This is a genomic window from Qipengyuania sp. SM2512, from assembly GCF_054954005.1.
The window spans coordinates 847,914-869,167 of sequence record NZ_CM143134.1 but is presented as its reverse complement, the minus strand read 5'-3'; the positions used below and the strand labels follow the sequence as shown (position 1 = coordinate 869,167).

Genomic DNA, 21,254 nt, shown 5'->3' with positions numbered 1-21,254 from the left:
GCGCTTATCCCTAGTCGATCTGCGGCGCGCGCAGCTGCGGATTGCGGCCGGTGATGTGATTGAGCCATTTCTTGGGCCGACGCAGCATGTCCTGCGGATAGGTCACCCGCACCCCGACGATCTGCGCGATCGCGCCGACGAAATGGATGCAATTGCGCGTGGCGAGGTCGTAATATTTCCCCGGCGCATCGCGCCAGCGCGCGACCTCCTTGCGGATCGCCCAGTATTTTGCGTCATCGACGGTCAGCGTGAAATGCTGATTGGTCCGGTCGATCCACTTGTCCTTCTCGACCAGGATGACGTGCTCGACCGGTCCCGCCAGCACGGCGGGCGACGCGCTCTTGGCGGAGAAGCCGTAGTTTTCCCTGATCGGGGTCCCGTCTTCCAGTTCGCCTTCCAATGATACGAAGGCGTGCGGGTACCGGCCGAACAGCACCGAGCCGTCGAAGCTGTGGAAGGTCACCCGAACTTCCGCCGCCGCGGCGGCAGACCAGACGAGGGCGGCGAGCGCGAGTGCAAGCTGGAAGAGACGTCCCATGGGGCGCCTCCTAGCCCACACCCGCTTGAACCTTCAATGAAAACTCCCGCCGGGGCGAGGCCTACTGGGCAAGCAGGCTGGCGTTGCCGCCCGCCGCAGTGGTGTCGATGCAGACCACCCGTTCGGTGGCGAAGCGCGCGACGTAATGCGGCCCGCCCGCCTTGGGTCCGGTGCCCGACAGGCCTTCGCCGCCAAAGGGCTGGCTTTCCACCACCGCGCCGATCTGGTTGCGGTTGACGTAGAAATTGCCGACCCGCGCCCGCGCCTCGACGAATTGCCGCGTCGTCTCGATCCGGCTGTGGAGGCCCAGCGTCAGCCCGTATCCGGTGGCGTTGATGTCATCGACCACCTTTTCGAGCTCGTTCGCCTTGAACCGCGCGACATGCAGCACCGGGCCGAAATTCTCGCGCCGCAGGTCGGAGATCGATTCCAGCTCGATGATCGTCGGGGCGACGAAGCAGCCGTTGGCGACGCCGCGCGGGAGCTTGCGCCGCCACACGGTGCGGCCGTTCTTGCGCCGCCGCGCGACATGGCGTTCGAGCGCGGCCTTGGCATCGGGATCGATCACCGGGCCGACATCGGTCGCGAGCTCTGCGGGATCGCCGATCACCAGCGCCTCGAAGGCACCGCGGATCATGGTCACCATCTCGTCGAAGACCTCGTCCTGGATATAGAGCATCCGCAGCGCCGAGCAGCGCTGGCCCGCGCTCTGAAAGGCCGAGGCGACGACGTCGCGGGTCACCTGTTCGGGCAGCGCCGAGCTGTCGACGATCATCGCGTTCTGCCCGCCGGTTTCGGCGATGAAGGTGGCGATGGGTCCGTCGCGCGCGGCGAGCGAGCGGTTGATCGCATGCGCGGTCTCGGTCGATCCGGTGAAGGATACGCCGGCGATGCGCGGGTCGGAGGTGATGAACTGGCCGACCTCGCCCGCTCCGGGAAGCAGCTGGAACACCTCGCGCGGGATGCCCGCGCGGTGGCACAGATTGACCGCCAGCGCGGCGATCAGCGGGGTCTGTTCTGCGGGCTTGGCGACCACGGAATTGCCCGCGGCCAGCGCGGCGGCGGCGGGGCCGATGAAGATCGCGAGCGGGAAGTTCCAGGGCGAGATCGTGGCGAAGACGCCGCGCCCCGCCATGGTCAGCCGGTTCTCTTCGCCCGTCGGTCCCGGCAGCGCGAAGGAGCCGGAGAACATCCGCCGCGCCTCGCCGGCATAGAAGCGCAGGAAATCGACCGCTTCGCGCAGTTCCAGCACCGCATCGGGGAGCGTCTTGCCCGCTTCGCGCTGGCACAGCGAGAGGAACTCGTCGGTGTGCTGCTCGAACAGGTCCGCCGCTTCCTCGAGCAGCAGCGCGCGCTTTTCGCCGCCCAGCGCATTCCAGCCCGGCTGGACCGCATCGGCGATCCGGATAGCCTGCTCCACCTCTTCGGGCAGGGCATCGCGCCGCGTGCCGACCTCGATGGTGAGATCGTGCGGCTTGGTAATGGGCGCAACCTCGCCTTCCTGGTCCTCGAATACAAAGGTCGGCTCGGCGTGCCAGCGGCGCGCGCGCAATTTGTCGAGCCGTTCGATCAGCGGTTCGCGCACCAGCGGGTCGCCCAGATCGACCCCGGCGCTGTTGATGCGGTCGGGGAAGATGTGGCCCGGGAGCGGAATGTCGGGATTGCGCTTGGGCTCCAGCGCGGCGAGCTCGGCCACCGGGTCGGTCGCGAGATCGCCGGCGGGCACGCCGGCATCGGCCATGCGGTTGACGAAGCTGGAATTGGCGCCGTTCTCGAGCAGGCGGCGCACCAGATAGGCGAGCAGGTCCTTGTGGCTACCGACGGGCGCATAAATCCGCACCGGAGTCCGGGCGTTGCCCTCTTGCTTGGCGAGCGCGCCATAGACGTCCTCGCCCATGCCGTGGAGGCGCTGGAACTCGAAACTTCCCTCGCGCGAATGGCTGCGGGCGAGCGCCTTGATCGCGCCGACCGTATAGGCGTTATGCGTGGCGAAGGCGGGGTAGAGCGCATCGCCCGCCGCCAGCAGCCGCTCGGCGCAGGCGAGATAGGACACATCGGTGGCCAGTTTGCGGGTGAAGACCGGGAAATCCTTGTAGCCGCCGACCTGGCTCAGCTTGATCTCGGTATCCCAATAGGCGCCCTTGACCAGCCGGACGAACAGCTGCCGTCCATGGCGCCGCGCGAGCTTGGCGGTCCAGTCGCACAGCGGCAGCGCGCGCTTCTGATAGGCCTGGATCGCCAGCCCGAAACCGGTCCAGCCGCCGGCGGTGCCATTGGCGAACAGCGTGTCGTCGGCGACCAGCGCCTCGAGGATATCGAGCGAGAGTTCGAGCCGTTCGGCTTCCTCGGCATCGATGGTGAAGTGGATGTCGGCGTCGCGCGCCTTGCCGGCGAGATCGCGCAGGATCGGCACCAGCGCCGCGGTCGCAGCATCGCGGTGGAAGAAGTCGTATTTGGGGTAGAGCGCGGAGAGCTTGACCGAGATGCCCGGCGAGCCGTGGACGCCGGCACCGGCCTCCTTCGCCAGCCGTTCGATCGCGCCTTCATAGGCCACGCGGTAGCGGTCGGCATCGGCATAGGTCATCGCCGCTTCGCCCAGCATGTCGAAGCTGTGCGTGAGCCCGCGCGCGCGCTCGGGCGCGGCGCGCTTGAGCGCTTCGTTCATCGTCCGCCCGAACACGAATTGGCCGCCCAGAATGCGCATTGCCTGCAGCGTCGCGGTGCGGATCACGGGTTCGCCCAGCCGGTTCAGGGTGTTCTTGAAGGTGCGCGCCATGCCGCGCTGCTGCTCCTGCGGCCTTTCGAGCACTTCGCCGGTCAGCATCAGCGAGAAGGTCGCGGCGTTGACGAAGGTCGAGCTCGACTCGCCCAGATGGTCCGACCAATCGATATCGCCGATCTTGTCGCGGATCAGCGCATCGGCGGTGCGGCTGTCGGGCACGCGCAGCAGCGCCTCGGCAAGGCACATCAGCGCAATGCCTTCCTCGGTGGCGAGGCCGAACTGGTGCAGGAAGGCATCGATGCCGCTGGCCTTCTGGCGCCGCGCGCCCTCGACCAGCGTGATCGCGAGCGACTGCGCCTCATGGTGCAGAGCTGCGACCGGCCGGGCCTGCGTCAACCGTTCCGCGACGCACTCCTCCTCTTCCTGGCGATAGGCGAGCCGAATGGACTGGCGGTCGAGGGAGGTGGTGGGATCGTTTCGGGCCATGGGGAGGGGACTCGGAGGTTCGATTTGCGACGGTGGTTGCGACAACGGGCGGCCCTTGGACCCGCTCGCACGGGCGATCAAGCGAAGTTGCCGCCCAGCTTGTCCAACCAATCCGCGACGCGCCGTTCCGTTTCCGCGGGCAGGTGCAGCCCCAGCTTGCTGCGGCGCCAGAGGATGTCCTGCGGGCTCCGCGCAAACTCCTCGTTTACCAGGTAATTCAGCTCCGCCTCGTAGAGATCTCCGCCGAAATGATCGCCCAGCCGGTCGAGCCCGTCGGCGGTGCCGATAACCCGGTCGATCCGCGTGCCGTAGGCGCGGGCCAGCCGCAGCAGCATTGCGGGCGGCAACCAGGCGTAACGTTCGCTGGCGCGCCGCAGGAAAGCGGCGAAATCGTTCATCTCGCCGCCCGGGAGCGGTGCGTCGCGGGTCCATTTCGGCCCCATGGGCAGATGCGGCGCGAGCCTGGCCAGCGCGTGTTCGGCGAGCTTGCGGAAGGTGGTGATCTTGCCGCCATAGACCGACAGGATCGGCGCCCCGCCCGCCGTTTCCAGCTCGAAGGCGTAGTCGCGGGTGACGGTGGAGTTCCTGGCGGAGCTGTCCTCGTAGAGCGGCCGGACGCCGGCATAAGTGGAGACGATCTCGTTGTCCGAGATGCCGCTTTTGAAATACTCTCCGGCGGCCTCGCGCAGATAGGCGCGTTCCTCCTGCGCGATCCGCACGCTGTCGAGATCGCCCTCGAACAGCTGGTCGGTGGTCCCGATCAGCGTGAAGTCGCGCTCGTAGGGGATCGCGAAGACCACCCGCCCGTCGCCGTTCTGGAAGATATAGGCGTGCTCGCCGGGAAACTTGCGCGGCACGATGATGTGGCTGCCCTTGACCAGCCTGAGCCGCGCGGGTGTCCCGGCGCCCAGCGCCTTGCGCGCGACCGTATCGACCCAGGGACCGGCGGCATTGGCGAGCGCGCGCGCCCCGACGGTTTGCGTCGTGCCGTCGGCGCTGCGCAGGGTGGCGCGCCAGTGCGACTTGTGGCGTTCGAGCGCCACGCATTCGGTCCGCGTGAGGATCTGTGCACCGCGCTCGCGCGCATCCATCGCGCACAGCACCACCAGCCGGGCATCCTCGACCCAGCAGTCCGAATATTCGAACCCCCGTTTCAGCCGGTCCTGCAGCACGCCGCGATGCGGCGGCTTGGTCAGATCCACCCCGCGGCTGCCGGGCAGGCTGCGGCGCCCGCCGATGGTGTCGTAGAGCGCCAGCCCGATCCGCAGCATCCAGCCGGGACGCAGCCCCTTGTCGTGCGGGAGCACGAAGCGCAGCGGCCAGATGATATGCGGCGCGGCCTTGAGCAGCACCTCGCGTTCGCGCAGCGCCTCGGCCACCAGCCGGAGCTCGTATTGCTCGAGATAGCGCAGGCCGCCGTGGACCAGCTTGGTGCTCGCCGAGGAGGTGTGCGAGGCGAGATCGTCCTTCTCGCACAGAGTCACCGAGAGCCCGCGCCCGGCGGCGTCGCGGGCGATCCCGACCCCGTTGATCCCGCCGCCTATGACCAGCAGATCCTGCAAGTCAGCTCCGATCCTGCGCCAGCAAGCGTCCGGCGACGGCATCGAGCTTGGTCATCAGCCCGCGGTCGCGTTGTTCGGGCGCGGTGATGACCGCAAAGTCGAGCGCGCGGTCGATCGGCGAGGGCTCGCGGCGGGGCGGCAGCGCGCGCACCAGTTCCTCCACCGTGCGGCGCGCCAGTTCGCCATTCGCGGCCATCTGCGCCAGGATCGCGCCGACATCGACCGCCGCCTCGCCGTCGCGCCAGCTGTCCCAGTCGGTCACCATGGCGAGCAGCGCATAGGGCAGCTCGGCGTCGCGCGCGAGCTTGGCTTCGGGCATGCCGGTCATGCCGATCACCTGCGCGCCCCATTGGCGGTAGAGCTTGCTCTCCGCGCGGGTCGAGAATTGCGGGCCTTCCATCGCCAGATAGGTGGCGCCGCGGTGCGGCTCGCCGCCGGCCTGCTCGACCGCGTTGGCGGTGAGATCGGTGAGCCGCCCGCACACCGGATCGCCCATCGAGACATGCGCGACGAAGCCGGTATCGAAGAAGGTCGAGGGCCGGCCCTTGGTGTTGTCGATGAACTGGTCGACCAGCACGAAAGCGCCCGGCGCAAGCTCCTCGCTCAGCGAGCCGACCGCCGAGATCGCGAGAATATCGGTGCAGCCCGCGCGTTTGAGCGCGTCGATATTGGCGCGGGCGTTGAGTCGGCCGGGAAGCACGCGGTGCCCGCGGCCATGGCGCGGCAGGAAGCGGACCTGGACGTGGCCGATCCGCCCGCAGAGGATCTCGTCGGAGGGTTCGCCCCAGGGCGACTGGACCGCGATCCACTGCTCGTCCTCCAGAGCCTCGATGGCGTAGAGACCCGAACCGCCGATAATGCCGATGACCCACTCGTCGCTCACTGCAATCCCCGTTCGCTGATATCGCAAGCGCGGGGTTAGCGGCTTATCGCGCCGCTGCAAGCGCAGGCAGGACCGCGCGCGCCTATTGCCGCACCTTCATCAGCATGTCGGTGAGCGAGCGCGCGGTCCGGCGCAGCACGCCGCGCATCGCGAACTCGACCACATGCGCGGCGCGCATCTGGTATTCGATGATCAGATCGCGCAGGCTGAGCACTGGGAACCCCCAGATGAAGCTGATCAGCGGCCGCACCCGCACCCGCCTGGCCACGATCTCGATCACCAGCGGCTGGTAGGGCCCGAAGGGTTCGATGATTTCGACATTGGCGGCGAACAGCAGCAGCCGGCCGGGATGGCTGTCGTCCATCTGGAACAGCGCGCCGGGCTGCGGATCGACGAAGGGAGCGAGCAGCGGCTTGACCAGTTCGATCGCCGTGGCCGGGTCGGTCGCGCGGTCGGTGTAATAGAGCCCGATCGTGACCTTGCCGACCGGCTCGAGCGTCACGCCGCGAGCGTGCTCGTACTGTGCATGCAGCGCCGCGGCGAGACTCCCGCCGATCGCCATCTGAAGTTCGAGCTCGCTGTGCTGGTCGAAGACCGAGGCGGCGTAGAGCGCGCGGATCAGCGCGTCGATCGCCTCGCGCTGGGTCGCGATCAGCGCCGCTCGGCCCGCGACATGCGCCTGCAGCCGGTCCGACAGCCACTGACCAAAGCCGATCGCATCGGCCATCGGCGCGGCATCGACCGACAGCCCGAAGCGGGCGAGGGCGTTGTGCTGGGAAAGCGCTTCGGCCTGCGGCATCCATTCGATGAAATATTCGGCGAACTCGGCGGCAAGCAGCGGTTCGAGCTCCATCTCGTAGGCCGTCGCGAACTGGTCGAGCAACTCGATCAGCGCGAATTGCAGCGGCTGCCGCGCCGGCGGGAGCTGGCTCGCGGCGAAGGCTTCCACCGGCTGCGCCGCGATCTGCAGAATGCCATTGGGAATGCGCAGATAGGCGGCGAGGATCGCGATCGCCGCGCCATCGTGCGCGAACAGCTCGGCGAGCCGTTCGATGCGCTTGTGCGCCTTGGCCTGCGCGCGCGGTTCGCCGGCGAAGAACTCGCGCACCATGGTGAGATATTCGTCGATGTAATAGGCAAAGCCGGGGATCGGCATGCCCTCGGTGGGGCGGATGATATCCTGCGCGAGCTGGGTCCATTGCTCGCGGCATTCGATCGTGTCGCGGCGCGGCATTCCGATATCGATCAGCTCGGCCTTGCAACTGCGGCTGTAGGGCATCTCCTCGTCGTCGAGCGCACTATCCTCCGCGGGCGTCTCGGGCATGGTGCCGGGATCGGGCGCGGCGTCGGCAAACGGGTCGGCCGGCACGACCACCGGCAGCGGCAGGGCGATCAGCGGCGCGGCATTGAGGTTGAGCAGCGAGTAGAACTCGGCCTTCTTGCGCATCAGCGCGACCAGCAGCCGGTTCGAGACCTTGCGATAGACCGCATACCATTCGTCGGCGGGCAGGTCGGGGTCGATCAGCACCTGGCTGTCCCAGTCGTTGGCGCCGTCCTGAGGCCTGCCGAACAGGTAGGCCAGCGCGCGCCCGCCCTTGAGGAAGAAGCGGACATGGGGCTGCACGTCCGGGTTCATCACGACTCGTTCGAGATCGATCATCGCATGCGCCAGCCAGTCGGTGAGCCATTGCTGCCGGTTGAGCGTGGCGGTGAGCGCGCCGCTGGCACTGGCCACTTGGTCGTCGGTCAGCTGGTGCCGCGAGCGCACGCGGAAGCCCACCAGCAGGCGCTGGAGATAGAAGGGCTCGATGATGTAGAAGGTCTGGACGCTGGCATCGCCTTCCACCGCCGCGCCGAGCAGGGTGATCGCCTGCTTGAGATTGGCGAGCACCGCCGGCGCGGGCGCGGCGGCGGCGATCAGCAGCCTGGCCTGCGCCACATTGGGCACCACCGCCCCGGCCGGGTTCTCGGGCGGCAGGAAAGGCTGCGCCACGCGTTCCAGCGCCCGGCGGGTCGCGTCGATCCGCGCGGCACCGCCGCCACCGGCAGCGAGCGCTTCGCGCGCGGCGTACCATTCGTGCCGCGCATGGCGCATCGCGTCGTCCGGAAGCGGATAGGGCATGCCGTCGAAACCTTCCTCGCGGCCGACCCCGAGCAGACGGACGCTGCTGGCCTCGAAGAAGAAATACTCCCCCATCGCGGCCGATTCGCGCTCGCGCTGCCGCGCAGGGTCGCCGCCGTGCTCTTCCGCGGCGCGAACCACCCGGCGAAACGAGGTCTCGAGCGCCTGCATCGGGTGGACCGCGGCCGCACCCCAGAGGAACGCCCGATCCTTCTGCGCAGCCAGCTCGATCGGCAGGTTCGCCTGCGCGCCGGCGACCTGCGCAACCCGCTCCAGCGCGCGTTTTGCGGGAGGCAGCGCCATCGCCTAGCGCTCGCCGTGCAGGCGAAGGAACGGCGCCCGTCTCATCGGTCGCCGCGCCTGTGCTGCGGCATTTGCTCCATCGCCGCGTCGACCTGCGCCATCGCAGTCCTGACCGCCTCTTCCGCGAGCTTCCCCGCGTCGTGCATTGCGCTTTCGGCAAGCGACAAGCGGGCGCTGCGATCCAGCCCGGCCGCCGCATAGGCTTTCCCGGCCTCCTTCATCGCCGCGTCGGCGGCTGCCATCGCATCGTCGAGCGTGCTTGCATGCCGTGTATCGCGGCTGGATTTCTTGCTGCCTTTGGCGGTCATTTCCTGGCCTTCCGTCTGGTTTTGCGGGCGGGTTTTCTGCTCTTGGGAACGCGTCTCCCCAACCGGCCATCGCCGGCGCGGTCGGGCAGCTCGGAAGCATCTGAGAACCCGATCGGCGCGCCGTCGAACCGCGCCAGCGTGATCGCTCCGGTGGGGTCGAGACGCACGACTGCTTCTTCCTTGGGTCCGACGGGGAAAAGGCAGGTCGCGCCGTCCTGCTGCATGAAGGCGGGGCCGATGCCGTAGAACTGGATCACGCGGTTGGCGCGGTCGAGATAGCTGCGCACCGCGAGTTCGGCGGCCATTCCGCTCTGGTTGGTGTAGCCTCCCTCGGCGACGATCTGCTGGATCCCTTGCGAGATCCGCAGGAAGCCAAGCTGCCGCCCGGCGAGCATCCATTCGCTGATCGCCGCTTCGACCTGAGCGGGGGCGACCAGACCCGGGGCGTCGGGGCAGTCGAGCGCCGCGAACATGATCGGGCCCAGCGAATAGACCGCGCGTTCGGCTTGCTCATAGCGCTCTTCCGGGGTTTCGAAGGGATCGTCGAGATTGCGCATCAGATCGAGGAAGACCCTCAGGTAATCGGCGAATTCCACCGGCGATCCAGCCTGATCGAGCGCGAATTGCGCCGCTTCGAGCCGCAGATCCGGTTTGCCCGGATCGGCGAGGCGATCGTCCGTCTGCAGCGCCAGCAGGGTCAGCCGGTCGTCCAGCGTCATCGTCTGGAACAGCGGCTCGTCGGCGATCTCGAGATGATCGAGCATGGCGTCGACCGCGGCCAGATCCTGAATCGTGGCGAGGCTGTGCCGGGAGAAGATTTCCTCCACCTGCGGGTCCTCGGGGTCGATCTCCCCCAGCGCGGCGCGGCGCAGGATCTGCAGTTCGCGCGGGTTCATCGTCATCAGCTTGACCGGGGCGACCGGCAGTTCGACCCCGCCCAGCAGCATCAGCCGGTTGGCGTGCAGCCCGGACTGGACTGCAGCGACCATTGTGCTCTCGTCTGGAAAGCCGTAGGTCCGGTCGCTCTCGGAGATCGCATAGTCCAGCCAGTGCAATCCGCCGTCGATCAGCCCCATCACCAGCCGTCCGGTCTCGGACAGGGCGAAGGCGCTGGTCAGCGGCGTATCGGCGAGCTGGACGGTCATAGCGCGGCTCGCTTAGCTGGAGGGGCCCGAGGGGAAGGAGCTCAGCACCTTGCCCGCAGCCTCGCCCACCGCGGCGAAATCCTCGATCGCGGTGGTGACCATGGCCTTCGCGGTGTCGAGCGCGGGCTGGTATTGCTTCGCATTTCCGGTTGCGAGGATCTGCGCCAGCGCGACGCCGGCGGCGGTGCTCGCCACCGTGGTAACATTGCGCAGCGCGTCGGTCGCATTCTGCACCGCGATCGCGGTCGATTGCGCCACCGATTGATAGGCCTTGCCCTGGCCGCTGGCCTGGATCGGGCCCTTGGTCAGCGTGGCGCGCTGCGTCTGGGTGATGACGTCGGTGATGAGCGGGTTGACCTGGGTCATGGTGCGGCTCTCCTACTTCTTGCTTTTGGGAGGACTTGGCGGGGATGGAGGGCTGGGCGGAGGAGAAGGTGAATTGCCGCCCTGCAGCGATTTGATCGCATCCCCGATATGGTCGGAGAGCGCCTCGAGCGTCGCGGTGGCGGCAGCGGCGTCGCTCGCCCGCGCGATCCCGGTGAGCTCGTCGATCGCCTTGGTGGCGCGTGCATCAACGCTCGCGATGCTCTCGTCATGGGGCAGCGGTTCGACGCCGTGGTCGGGCGGGGGAATGGGCGGCCGGGGATGGATGATCGGAAACGGGGTCTGCAGCATCTTGGCGCAGGCCGCGGTGACCGCCGCCGAACTCACCGTGCTCGAGGACTGCTGGCGGCTCACCGCATTGTACATGCTCATGCCGATCGTCTCGGCCATCACGACATCGAGCATGGCCGAAGATTGCGAGGGGGCCTGGCCGATGTTCAGCGTGACCACGTCCGCGACCGATTCGACGATCTGATCGTTCACATATTGATCGGGCATCACTTACGCTCCGCTTTTGAGAACCATTGCCAGCACCTGGAATGTCGCCGCCTCGGCCATCAGCTGGCCGCGCTGCTGGGCGGCGACGGCGTTGTCCATGGCGTGACCGATGCTGTTGGCCATCGCCAGATAGGTCATCGCCATCGCCGCCGAGGGCGCTTCGCCGATGGTCAGCGCCGTGACCGGTGCAAGGCCCTTCAGCGCGGCCATCGACCGGGCCCGGCGGCGCCCGCGTTTCTATCAGCTAGAGCAGCCCGCGCCGGTAGACCTCGGCGGTCGCGGTTCCGGTCGACGCGATGTCGAGCGAATAGAGCGTCGATACGCCTTGCGAGGTCGCCGCCTGGAAGGTCATGAAGCCCTGGTTCTGCTGGTTGGTCGCGTTGTGCGCGGTGTTGGCCAGCGCCTGGCTGGTGGCGATGAACATGTTGCCGGTGGCCATCGACGGGGAATCGCCGAGCACCAGCGTGTTGACCTCGGTGATCGAATCGGTGACCTGGCTGTTCACGTGGCTGGGAAATGCCATTGTCTGCTTCCTTTGCTGTGCGGCGCACGCCGATGCGGTGCCGCGGGTTCACACTGGGCTTCGTCTCGATCGCGGGGGCGGGATTGCGCCTGCGATCACTTCTTGCCGGTCTGGATCGCGTAGAGCAGCGCCACCCCGGCGGTGGTCGCGGCCTGCGCCGCCACATTCATCTGCTGCTGCGCGACGGTCGCATTGTGTGCGGCGTTCGCCAGAGCCTGCGAGGTCGCCTGATAGAGATTGCCCATGGCGACCGCGGGAGCGGCGCCCAATGCCTCGACATTGGCCTGGGTCACGGCATCCGTGATCTGGCTGTTGACGGAGGTGGGGTTCGCCATGGTCTAGCTACGCCTTGTCACGCGACGGGCCGCGGCCCGCGTTTCGGGCGCCGTCCTCAGGTCAGGCCCGATTTGAGGATGTCCTCGGTCGCCACACCGGTCGATGCCGTGTCGAGCGCGTAGAGCGTGGCGACCCCCATGGTGGTCGCGGCCTGCGAGGTGACGTAGCTCTGCTGCGCGGCATTGGTGGAATTGTGCGCGGCGTTGCTCAGTGCTTGGGCGGTCGCCTGGTAGAGATTGCCCATTGCGATCGCGGGCGCGTCGCCCAGGACCTTGACGTTGGCCTGGGTGACGGAATCGGTGATCTGGTCGTTCACGAATGTCGGAAAGGCCATGGTCTGGCTCCTTTATCGAGGGGAAAGCGGGTTTTGTCCGCGCCGAGCGTTCGTCCGGCGGGGTTCGGTTGGGATCAGAGCAGGCTGCCCGAGCGCGCCTGCCCGGCCTTGAAGATGTCTTCGGTCGCGACCCCGGTCGAGGCGGTGTCGAGCGAGTAGAGCGTGGCGACCCCCATGGTCGTCGCCGCCTGCGAGGAGACGTAGCTCTGCTGCTGCGCATTGGTGGCATTGTGCGCCGCGTTGGCGAGCGACTGCGCGGTCGCCTGATAGAGATTGCCCATCGCGATCGCCGGCGCGTCGCCCAGCACCTTGACGTTGGCCTGGGTGACCGAGTCGGTAATCTGGTCGTTCACATGAGTTGGAAAAGCCATTTCATCCCCTTTCAATCTGGGTCGCATCGCCCGTCTGCCAAGCGAGTCGAGCTGGGGAGAGAATGCGGGGTGGCGGCACGGAATACTTGGACGAAGCGGGGCCGGGTTTTTCTCCGGGTCGGCCGCCAAACGCGGCCTGATCGGCAGGATTAGGTCGCGTTGGCGGAGCTCCGGGCAGGTGCGGGCGAGCAATCGGCCGAGTCGGACAAAAGCGATGGCAGCCGGGCCTGCTCGCCGAATCGCCGCTGGCGGAACTGGCGCGGGCTTTCGCCGATCGCGCTGCGGAAGCTGCGCTCGAAATAGCTCAGATCGCCGAAGCCGACCTGGAAGGCGAGCTGCGTGATCGATGTCGCGGGCTGCTGCACCAGCCGTTCGCAGGCGGCGAGAATGCGGATCTGGCGCAGCAGCTTTTTGAACGACACTCCGACGACGGCGCGGAACACCGCGCTTATCCGCTGCGGCGTCGTCCCGCCGATCGCGGCGAGATCGGCAAGGTCGATCGCCTCCTCGAAACAAGAACCAAAGGGGTTCTACATCCCTTGGCAGGTGCCGCTGGTCAGCCTCGCCGCGGTCGCGTTGATCCTCGCGCTGACCGGCTGGCTGGCCTTGCGCAACGTCCTCAAGACCGAACCCGCCTCGGTGTTCCGGTGAACGGCTCCCCCTCCACCGGCGCGGCGATCAGCTCGCGCGGCGTGACCCGCGATTTCAAGGCGGGTCAGCAGAGCATCACCGTGCTCCACGGGATCGATCTCGAGGTGCAGGCGGGCGAGCTGACCTATCTCGTCGGCGAGAGCGGCTCGGGCAAGACGACGCTGATCTCGATCATGTGCGGAATCCTCTGGCCCACGCTGGGCGAGGTCGAGGTGTTCGGCACCGACATCTACAATCTCACCGACACCCAGCTGGTCGAGTTCCGTCTCAACAATATCGGTTTCATCTTCCAGCAGTACAATCTCATCCCCTCGATCGACGCGGCCTCGAACGCGGCGGTGCCGCTGATCGCGCAGGGCATGAACCGGCTCGAAGCCCGCGACCGCGCAATCGCGATGATGGAAAAGCTCGCCATCGGCGACCAGATCGACAAGCTGCCCAACCAGCTTTCCGGGGGCCAGCAGCAGCGGGTCGCGATCGCCCGCGCGCTGGTCCACGAACCGCGGCTGGTGGTGTGCGACGAGCCCACCGCCGCGCTCGACGCGCGTTCGGGCCGGCGCGTCATGGACCTGCTGCGCGAGGTCGCGGTGGCCGAGGACCGCGCCTGCATCATCGTCACGCACGACAACCGCGTCTTCGATCTCGCCGACCGCATCCTCGTGCTCGAAGATGGGCGGATCACCCATGATGGCACATCCATGCCGGAGGACCACTGATGGCCTTGCTTCCCGAGAATTTCAGCTTTTCGCGTCAGGGCCTGCCAGTGGTCGCGGTGATCGCGCTGGTCGGGGCGGCGATCTTCGTCGGCTCCGGCCTGCCCGACCGTCAGCTCGAGGAACCGGCCCGCGAGCCGCCCCGCGCAACCGGCGATCTGGCCGGTTCGCCGCGCGTTGCGGGTGCGGGGGTGGTCGAGCCTTCGAGCGAGACCATCCAGATCGGCACGGCGCTGTCGGGTCTGGTGACCGATCTGCGCGTGCAGCCCGGCGACTATGTCTCCAAGGGACAACCGCTGTTCGTGGTCGATACCCGCGCGCTCCGCTCGCGGATTGCGGAGACCGGTGCTGCGGTCGGCGAGGCGCGTGCCGCCATCGCCGAAGCCCGCGCCGCGATCGCCGAAGCCCGCAGCGCCGAGGCGACGGCCGGGAGGCAGCTCGGGCTCTACCGCGAGGTCGAGGATCCCGCCGCGGTCAGCCGCGCGGAGGTCATCCGGGCGGAGGGCGAGGCGAACGCGGCGCGCGAACGCCGCCAGCTAGCGGAAGCGCGGCTCGCGGCGGCGCAGGCGAGGCTCGCCAGCGCGCAGGCGCAGGTCGGCAGCGCGCAGACCGAGCTGGGCCGCGCCACCGTCCGCGCGCCGATCACGGGCGAGATCCTCGCGGTCAACATCAGACCGGGCGAATATCTCTCGACCCAAGGTGGTGGCGGGTCGCAGGCTTTCATCGAGATGGGCGAGACCCGCCCGCTGCATATCCGCGTCGATGTCGACGAGGAGCAGGCACCGCGCGTTGCGCTGGGTGAGCCGGCGACCGTTTCGCCGCGCGGCGCGGCGGAGCGGCAGGTGAAGGCGCGTTTCGTCCGCGCCGAACCGCGCGTGGTGCCCAAGCGTTCGCTGACCAACAGCGCCGCAGAGCGGGTCGATGTCCGGGTGCTGCAGATCATCTACGAACTGCCCGCTGCCGACGGGCTGTTCCGGGTTGGCCAGCAGGTCGATGCCTTCATCCCGGCGCAGGATGGCGCGAGGCAGCGCGCCGAAGCGGGGCGTGCGGCGAAATGAAAGCTCGGCTTCTCGTCCTCGCATCGGCGCTGGCCCTGGGCGCCTGCGTGGCCGGCCCCGCGCCCGAGATCGACACGTTGCTCCCGGCTTTGCCCGAGCGCTTCGCCTTCGCGCCGGATGCCGCCACCGGCGAATCGCTGGCCGCTCTGCTGCCTTCGGAGGATCCGGCCTTCAGGGGCCTCACCGCGCTTGCGCTGACCGACGCACCGACGCTGGCCGAGGCCGTGGCCCGCATCGAAATCGCGCGTGCGGGTGTCGCTCGAACCGGCGCGGAGCGGCTGCCATCGATCGGCGGCGATGCTTCGGTCACGGGGGTGCGGAGCAATCCCGACCAGTTCGGCGGCCCGCTTCCGGCGGGCACTGCCGTCGATAGCGAACGGCTGCGCTATGGTGCCAATGTGACTGCCAGTTGGGATATGGACCTCTTTGGGCGGTTGCGCGCCCGCGAACAGGCGGCACAAGCCCGGCTCGACGCTGCGGGATTTGCCGCTGCGGCCGTCCGCAACGCTCTGCTGGCCGAAATCGCCGCCGCAACCATCGACTGGCGCACGCTCGCGGCGCGGCAGACCGCACTCGAACAGGACCTCGCCGCGGCCGAGGAATTGATGCGGTTGGCCGGGGTGCGCGAGCGCGCCGGCATCGCGCCGGGCTTCGACCGGGTGCGCGCAGAAGGCGCCGCGGCGGCGAGCCGCAGCCGGATTGCCGCGCTGGCGAGCGAGCGCGCGCGAATCGCCGGGCGGTTGGTCGCGCTGACGGGTCAGCCGGGGCAGCGAGTGGTGGAGGTATTGGCATCGTCCGCGGCGGAACCGGTCGAGCCGGCGCCGCCAGTGGCGCTCCCGAGCCGTTTGCTGACCAACCGGCCCGATGTGTTGGCTGCGGCGGCCACCTTGGCGGCGGAGGATGCCGAGCTCGCGGCTGCGGCCGCGCGGCGGTTCCCGCAGCTGACGCTTTCCGCCACGCTCGGTCTGCTGTCCTTCGATCTGGGCGACCTGTTCGACGAGGAAGCGGTGGTCGGCTCCGCAGGCGCGAGCCTGCTCGCTCCGCTGCTCGATTTCGGGCGCATCCAGGCCGATATCGACGCTGCCGCGGCAGGCAAGCGTCTGGCTTTCGCGAGCTATCGCGATGCGGTGTTCACGGCGCTGGGCGACGCCGAGACGGCTTATGGTCTGATCGCTGCCGCCGATCGCGAACTCGCTGCCGCCCAGCAGGAGCGCGCCAGCGTCGATCGCGCAGCGCGGCTGGCGGAGACCCGCTTTCGCGCCGGACTGTCGGATTTCCTCACGGTTCTCGAAGCCCGGCGCACCGCGGATGCGAGCGGCGAACGCGCCGCCGCCGCATCGGGCAGAGCTCTTCGCGCACGGGTGCTGCTATGGCAGGCGCTCGGCGGGACGCCTCCGACTGCCACGGTACCGTAACGCCCCGTCGCCTATAGGTCGCGCGGTGATCGATATTCACATCATCGATCATGATCTTGGATCAAATCCCCGGCGCTCGCCAATTGCGGCGCGCGGGCGCAGGACGGGAATCCAGCTTGACCACGAAGAACCTGACCGGCCTGATGGCCAAGGAAACCTCCGCACCCGGCGGAGATGCGCGCAAGTTACGCGAGCGGATCTTCCAGCTGGCGTTTGCCGCGATCCAGTGGCCATGGCTGCTCAAGAGCCTCTATGGCGGCACGCAGGCGCAGAAGCAGGCTCTGCTCGACCGGGTCGGTCTCCCGCACGATGCGCTTCCCCATCTCGGCAGCTGGAAGGCGGATACCTATCTGCTCCACCGGCTCGTCGATCAGATCGAGACGCTTCGCCCGCAGAACGTCGTCGAACTGGGATCGGGCGCGACCTCGCTGGTCATCGCCAAGGCGCTTGCCGGCCATGGCGGCGGCACGCTGCACAGCTACGACCAGCACGAACCCTTCGTCGAGCAGATGCGCGGCTGGCTGGCGGAACACGGTCTGCAGGCGCAATTCCATCATGCACCGCTGACCCTGCGCGACCCGGCCTGGCCCGGGGTCTGGTACGATCTCGGCGAAATCCCGGACCAGATCGACTTGCTGGTCATCGACGGTCCGCCATGGGCGGTCCACCCCTATGCCCGCGGTATCGCCGAGCGGCTCTTCGAGCGCCTCACCATTGGCGGGATCGTCCTGCTCGACGATGCGGCGCGGCCGGGCGAACGCGTGGTCGCGCACCGCTGGCGGCGGACATAGCAGGATATCGACTTCGCATTCGAAGGCGGCGGGACCAAGGGGCTGCTGGTCGGCCGCAAGCGCGGCTAGCGCAGGTCGGCGATCAGTCGAACAGCTCTTCGAGAAACGACTTCTTGCGCTTGGGCTGGCGATAGCCGGCGTTGCCATAGCCGCGCGCCTGATCGTGGCCGTAGCCGCGCGGATCCTGCGGCGGCGGCGGGGCCGCTTGCTGCTGCGGCGCCGCGGCTTGCGTGTTGCGCTCGATGATCTTGTCGAGTTCACCGCGATCGAGCCAGACGCCGCGGCAGGCGGGGCAATAGTCGATCTCGATCCCCGAGCGCTCGCTCATCACCAGTGCAGTGCCGTCCACGGGGCAAGCCATTGCTGCGACTTTGTCGTTCATTGCGATTGTCTCTCCATCGGTGGTTCCCGGCCAAGATAGGGTCTTGCCGGCGAATGACAATCGAAGCAGGCCCGCGCGGGACCCGCTTCGCGCCATTCAGAAATCCGCCGAGATCGAGGCCTTGATCGTGCGCGGCGAGCCCTGCAGCAGGGCAGCGTTGAACGGATCGAAGCTCGAAGCCCAGTAGCGCTCGTTGGCGACGTTATCGACCGTGAGCCGCAGCGTGACCGGGGTCTCGCCCGCCGCGAGCACGTAGCGCGCGCCGAGGTCGAACACGGTCCAGTCGTCGAGCCGCAGCGTGTTGGCGGTGTCGGTCCACTGCTTGCCGGTGTGGGTCATCCGGCCGGTGAGCGTCAGCCCGGGCGCGAAGGGCAGATCCCATTCGAGATTGGCGTTGGCGGTGAATCCGGGCACGCCCGCGACCTCGGCCCCGCTCTCGAGCTTGGCGTCGATCGTCGCGAGACCGGCAATGATCCGGACGCCCTCGACCGGCTCGCCGTTGACGGTGAACTCGATTCCGCGATTGCGCTGCTCGCCGAGATAGCCGAACCGCCGCCCGCCATCGTCCTCCACGATTACGCCCTCGCCAGGGCGTTCGATCTGGTAGACCGCGAGGCCAGCGTAGAGGAGGCTCCCGAGCGCGAGCTTGGCACCCGCCTCGTATTGCGTCGACTTACGCGGGGCGAGGGGTTCGCCCGGGTTCACGAGATTGTCGATCGGATCGGTCGATGCCACCGGTCCCGGCTGCAGCGCCTCGATCCGGTTGGCGTAGAGCGACACATAGGGCAGCGGCTTGAACACCACGCCGACCACCGGGGTCACCGCATTCTCTTCGTAGAAAGTCGAGCGGCTGCCGTCGTCGTAGCTGAACCCTTCGGTGCGGATCGTCTGCAGGCGCATGCCGCCGGTCACGAGGATGCGCTCGTCCCACAGTCCGATCGTGTCGGAGGCGAAGGCGCTCCACTGGCGGCTCTTCCCGATGGGGAAGGGATCGTCGATGTCCCCACCGGGGTTCCATGACGCCGGATTGGATGGCGGAAACGCCACCTGCGGGGTATCGTAGAGGTTCGTCGGGTAATCGAGGCGGAAATCATAGGCGGTGCGGAAGGTCTGCCAGTTGACGTTCGCGCCGAAGTTGAACTCGTGGGTGACAGTCTCACCCAGATTCACGCGGATGCCCGCCTCGAGCGCTTCGTTGTTGGCCTCGTAGGGGATGTAGCTCGCGCTGCCGGTCGCCGCACCGGTGACGGCGTCGGTGACGGTGATGCCGCCGTAATTGCCCTCTTCGGCGCTGTCGTTCGCGCCTGCCCGAGCATAGAGCAGGGCGTTGTCGGCCACATCCCATTCCAGGTTCAGCGTCCCGAACACGTCGCGCAATTCGGTGAAGGTGAAATCCTGCGCGTAATTGGCGTCGGCTTCGGGCACCGCGGGGATCGCGCCCAATCCGCCGATCGTCACCTTGGGGCGCAGGTGATCGACCCGAATGTTCTGATAGGCGAGGTCGAGTGCCGCGCGGAAATTGCCGCCGTCGTAATCGAGCGCGCCGCCGATCACCTGCGTGCGGCGGTCCTCGCGGTCGACCGAGACCTCGCCGTCGCGATAGGCGCCGTTGACGCGCAGCCCCCACTCGCCACCGGTCCCGAACCGGCGCGAAACGTCGAAGCTGCCGCCGAAATGCGCGTCCGAGGTGTAGCCGACCGTGGCGCGCGTTAGCGGTCCGGACCCCGCGCGCTTGAGCTTGAGATTGACCGAACCGCCGAGGCCCGAGCCGCCGGGGGCCGCGCCGTTGAGGAAGGCGCTGGCGCCGTTCAGCACCTGCACGCTTTCGTAAAGCTCGGGCGCGACGATCTGCCGCGGGGCGATGCCGTAAAGGCCGTTCAGCCCCAGATCGTCGCCCGCCAGCGTAAAGCCGCGGATGACGAACAGCTCGGCCGCATTGCCGAAGGCATAGGTCGCGCGGATCGTCGGATCGTTCTCGAGCACATCGCCCAGCGTCAGCGGCTGCTGGTTGAGAATCAGCGATTCGTCGAAGCTGCGGATCGAGAAGGGCAGGTCCTCGGCGGGCTTGGTGCCGAGCACGCCGGCGTCGCCGCCATTGACCACTTCGGTGGCGTTCTCGGCCTGCGCGGTGACGACGATTTCCTCCGCCTGCTGCGCCCATGCCGGCGAGGCGATGACGGCAAGCGCGGTGGCGATGGCGAGGGCGGAAACGCGCGGCAAACGGTACATGGTAAAATGCTTTCTAGCGAAGGGAGGTGAGAGAACTGGGTGGGCGGCGCAGCAATGCGCCGAGGATGACGAGCGGGCAGAGACCGAGCAGCAGCCAGGCGGCGATATCGCGCCAGCCATCGCCGGTGAGGCCGAGGATCAGCCCGGCGAGCGAGGCGACGCCCAGCGCCAGCGGCCACAGGAAGATGCGCGCAGTGGTCTGGCGGCTGATGCGGCTCATGCGGTCAGCCTCGAGCGCGCGCCGGTACGGATTTCCTCGATCCGGCGCTCGATCGCGCCGGGGCCGCGCCGGAACCACAGCAGCAGCCCGGTCCACAGCACCCAGATCGTCGCCAGCGTCAGCAGCGTCCACACCAGCTTGAGCGGCAACCCGCCGTAATCGCCGAAATGCAGCGGCTTGGAGATCATCAGCGCCTGGTTGAGCGCGGGCATACTGCGCGCATCGGTCAGCTCGCCACTGGCGGCATCGACCAGCGCCGGGGTCAGCAGGTGCTGCGTCACCGGGCGGTCGCCCTGGAAGAAGATCGCGTAATGATGGCCCGAGGACCAGTCGCCGCCCGGAAAGCCGATGAATTGCGGGCTCTTGCCCGGCAGCGCCGCCTGCGCCGAGGCCATCGCCGCGTCGAGCGAACCGTAGCGCGCAGGGGGAAGCGGCGCCTCATCGGCATAGGCGGCGGTCATCGCTGCGACTTCGCCATCGCGCCAGCCCTCGATCAGCGGATCGGCGAAGGCGTTGATCGCCCCGGTCAGCCCGATCACCGCCATCCAGGCGAGCGCGACCACGCCGATCAGATTGTGCTGGTCGAGCCGCCGGACCCGCTCGCTGCGCGCCTTGCGCACCGTCCCGAACGACAGCCGCCGCATGAAGGGCGCGTAGAGCACGGTGCCCGAGACCAGCGCGAGCACGAACAGCAGCCCCATCGCGCCCAGCACCCACATACCCGGCTGGCCCAGGAACATGTCGGTGTGGAGCTGGAGCAGGAAGTCCATCAGCGGATTGCCCGGCGCGGGGCCCAGCGAGGCGCCGGTCGCGCGGTCGAAGAACAGCAGCGTCATCTCCGAACCCGGCGCATCGGGGGCGGGGCCGGTGGTGACGGTCAGCAGCGGACTGTCCTGGCTGAAGGCCATGAACAGCGGCACTTCGCCGGGGCGTTCGGCCAGCGCCGTGGCGAGCATGGTATCGAGCGGGAGGCCGGATTCGGCAGAGGGCGCACCCGCCAGCGCGCTTTCGGCATCGCCGCCCATCGCGGCATCGATCTCGTCGTGGAAGATCAGCGGCAGACCGGTGACGCACAGCATCAGCAGAAACGCCGTGCAGATCAGGCTGCTCCACTTGTGGATCAGATACCAGGTTAGGATGGTGCTGCGGGTCACAGCCGCGCAGCTAGATGCGCTAGTCTATCGCGTCAATGAGAATAGCTCGCAATAGCATTTCATCGACCTTGGCGCAGCAGTCCAAAGGCGCGGTCCGGCCGATCCCGTTCGGCGCGCAGCCGCCAG

Annotated in this window: 23 protein-coding genes; 4 read left to right on the top strand and 19 right to left on the bottom strand. The window is 68.0% G+C overall.

From position 1 onward, the window contains the following. Positions 1 to 10 precede the first annotated feature (10 nt). The 15 genes from ACQ5J0_RS04490 to ACQ5J0_RS04420 all read right to left on the bottom strand — a co-directional run bounded on the left by ACQ5J0_RS04490 (position 11) and on the right by ACQ5J0_RS04420 (position 12,991). Positions 11 to 538, bottom strand: coding sequence for a hypothetical protein (locus tag ACQ5J0_RS04490; RefSeq protein ID WP_462569324.1), 528 nt, complete (start codon positions 536 to 538; stop codon positions 11 to 13). 61 nt (positions 539 to 599) lie between these two features. Beyond that, positions 600 to 3,746, bottom strand: coding sequence for a bifunctional proline dehydrogenase/L-glutamate gamma-semialdehyde dehydrogenase PutA (putA, locus tag ACQ5J0_RS04485; protein WP_462569323.1), 3,147 nt, complete (start codon positions 3,744 to 3,746; stop codon positions 600 to 602). 77 nt (positions 3,747 to 3,823) lie between these two features. Then, the gene (glpD, locus tag ACQ5J0_RS04480; protein WP_462569322.1) at positions 3,824 to 5,350 is read right to left on the bottom strand and encodes a glycerol-3-phosphate dehydrogenase; all 1,527 of its coding nucleotides are present in this window, start codon (positions 5,348 to 5,350) and stop codon (positions 3,824 to 3,826) included. Next, a complete protein-coding gene (gene mtnP, locus ACQ5J0_RS04475; RefSeq protein WP_462569321.1) occupies positions 5,310 to 6,191 on the bottom strand; it encodes an S-methyl-5'-thioadenosine phosphorylase in 882 nt (293 codons plus the stop codon). The genes glpD and mtnP overlap by 41 nt, the downstream gene beginning before the upstream one ends. 82 nt (positions 6,192 to 6,273) lie before the next feature. After that, entirely contained in the window at positions 6,274 to 8,616 is a 2,343-nt protein-coding gene (locus ACQ5J0_RS04470; protein ID WP_462569320.1) for a hypothetical protein, read from the bottom strand. 41 nt (positions 8,617 to 8,657) lie between these two features. Further along, the gene (locus tag ACQ5J0_RS04465; RefSeq protein WP_462569319.1) at positions 8,658 to 8,924 is read right to left on the bottom strand and encodes a hypothetical protein; all 267 of its coding nucleotides are present in this window, start codon (positions 8,922 to 8,924) and stop codon (positions 8,658 to 8,660) included. Further along, a complete protein-coding gene (locus tag ACQ5J0_RS04460; RefSeq protein WP_462569318.1) occupies positions 8,921 to 10,069 on the bottom strand; it encodes a nuclear hormone receptor family protein in 1,149 nt (382 codons plus the stop codon). Before ACQ5J0_RS04460 ends, ACQ5J0_RS04465 begins: the two co-directional genes overlap by 4 nt. Positions 10,070 to 10,081: 12 nt before the next feature. Next, positions 10,082 to 10,435 (bottom strand): hypothetical protein, encoded by a 354-nt coding sequence (locus tag ACQ5J0_RS04455; protein WP_462569316.1) that lies wholly within the window; start codon positions 10,433 to 10,435, stop codon positions 10,082 to 10,084. 12 nt (positions 10,436 to 10,447) lie between these two features. After that, the gene (locus ACQ5J0_RS04450) at positions 10,448 to 10,951 is read right to left on the bottom strand and encodes a RebB family R body protein (RefSeq protein WP_462569315.1); all 504 of its coding nucleotides are present in this window, start codon (positions 10,949 to 10,951) and stop codon (positions 10,448 to 10,450) included. A 3-nt stretch (positions 10,952 to 10,954) separates the two neighbouring features. Further along, positions 10,955 to 11,161 (bottom strand): RebB family R body protein, encoded by a 207-nt coding sequence (locus ACQ5J0_RS04445; RefSeq protein ID WP_462569314.1) that lies wholly within the window; start codon positions 11,159 to 11,161, stop codon positions 10,955 to 10,957. Positions 11,162 to 11,195: 34 nt separating this feature from the next. Further along, complete coding sequence (locus tag ACQ5J0_RS04440; RefSeq protein ID WP_462569313.1) at positions 11,196 to 11,474, bottom strand: RebB family R body protein; 279 nt, start codon at positions 11,472 to 11,474, stop codon at positions 11,196 to 11,198. A gap of 95 nt (positions 11,475 to 11,569) precedes the next feature. Next, entirely contained in the window at positions 11,570 to 11,809 is a 240-nt protein-coding gene (locus ACQ5J0_RS04435) for a RebB family R body protein (RefSeq protein ID WP_462569312.1), read from the bottom strand. A gap of 56 nt (positions 11,810 to 11,865) precedes the next feature. After that, positions 11,866 to 12,144: a RebB family R body protein gene (locus ACQ5J0_RS04430; RefSeq protein WP_462569311.1), complete on the bottom strand. Its 279-nt coding sequence runs from the start codon at positions 12,142 to 12,144 to the stop codon at positions 11,866 to 11,868. Between the two features lie 74 nt (positions 12,145 to 12,218). Beyond that, positions 12,219 to 12,515 carry a RebB family R body protein gene (locus ACQ5J0_RS04425; protein ID WP_462569310.1) on the bottom strand — a complete coding sequence of 99 codons (297 nt, stop codon included), beginning with the start codon at positions 12,513 to 12,515 and terminating at the stop codon, positions 12,219 to 12,221. Positions 12,516 to 12,664: 149 nt separating this feature from the next. Continuing rightward, complete coding sequence (locus ACQ5J0_RS04420; protein WP_462570056.1) at positions 12,665 to 12,991, bottom strand: helix-turn-helix domain-containing protein; 327 nt, start codon at positions 12,989 to 12,991, stop codon at positions 12,665 to 12,667. Between the two features lie 171 nt (positions 12,992 to 13,162). On the opposite strand from ACQ5J0_RS04420, the gene ACQ5J0_RS04415 reads away from it, so the two are divergent. The 4 genes from ACQ5J0_RS04415 (at position 13,163) to ACQ5J0_RS04400 (ending at position 17,143) form a co-directional block, all read left to right on the top strand. Continuing rightward, positions 13,163 to 13,882 carry an ABC transporter ATP-binding protein gene (locus tag ACQ5J0_RS04415; protein ID WP_462569309.1) on the top strand — a complete coding sequence of 240 codons (720 nt, stop codon included), beginning with the start codon at positions 13,163 to 13,165 and terminating at the stop codon, positions 13,880 to 13,882. Then, a complete protein-coding gene (locus tag ACQ5J0_RS04410; protein WP_462569308.1) occupies positions 13,882 to 14,937 on the top strand; it encodes an efflux RND transporter periplasmic adaptor subunit in 1,056 nt (351 codons plus the stop codon). Before ACQ5J0_RS04415 ends, ACQ5J0_RS04410 begins: the two co-directional genes overlap by 1 nt. Next, positions 14,934 to 16,352 carry an efflux transporter outer membrane subunit gene (locus ACQ5J0_RS04405; RefSeq protein WP_462569307.1) on the top strand — a complete coding sequence of 473 codons (1,419 nt, stop codon included), beginning with the start codon at positions 14,934 to 14,936 and terminating at the stop codon, positions 16,350 to 16,352. Before ACQ5J0_RS04410 ends, ACQ5J0_RS04405 begins: the two co-directional genes overlap by 4 nt. Positions 16,353 to 16,468: 116 nt before the next feature. After that, positions 16,469 to 17,143 carry a class I SAM-dependent methyltransferase gene (locus tag ACQ5J0_RS04400; RefSeq protein ID WP_462569306.1) on the top strand — a complete coding sequence of 225 codons (675 nt, stop codon included), beginning with the start codon at positions 16,469 to 16,471 and terminating at the stop codon, positions 17,141 to 17,143. A gap of 82 nt (positions 17,144 to 17,225) precedes the next feature. Here ACQ5J0_RS04400 and ACQ5J0_RS04395 read toward each other — a convergent pair whose 3' ends face one another. From ACQ5J0_RS04395 to ACQ5J0_RS04380, 4 genes are all read right to left on the bottom strand, one after another. Further along, positions 17,226 to 17,525 (bottom strand): TFIIB-type zinc ribbon-containing protein, encoded by a 300-nt coding sequence (locus ACQ5J0_RS04395; RefSeq protein ID WP_462569305.1) that lies wholly within the window; start codon positions 17,523 to 17,525, stop codon positions 17,226 to 17,228. Between the two features lie 96 nt (positions 17,526 to 17,621). Next, entirely contained in the window at positions 17,622 to 19,754 is a 2,133-nt protein-coding gene (locus ACQ5J0_RS04390; RefSeq protein WP_462569304.1) for a TonB-dependent receptor, read from the bottom strand. Positions 19,755 to 19,767: 13 nt separating this feature from the next. Next, entirely contained in the window at positions 19,768 to 19,974 is a 207-nt protein-coding gene (locus ACQ5J0_RS04385; protein WP_462569303.1) for a hypothetical protein, read from the bottom strand. Further along, a complete protein-coding gene (locus ACQ5J0_RS04380; protein WP_462569302.1) occupies positions 19,971 to 21,128 on the bottom strand; it encodes a PepSY-associated TM helix domain-containing protein in 1,158 nt (385 codons plus the stop codon). The genes ACQ5J0_RS04385 and ACQ5J0_RS04380 overlap by 4 nt, the downstream gene beginning before the upstream one ends. Positions 21,129 to 21,254: the final 126 nt, after the last annotated feature.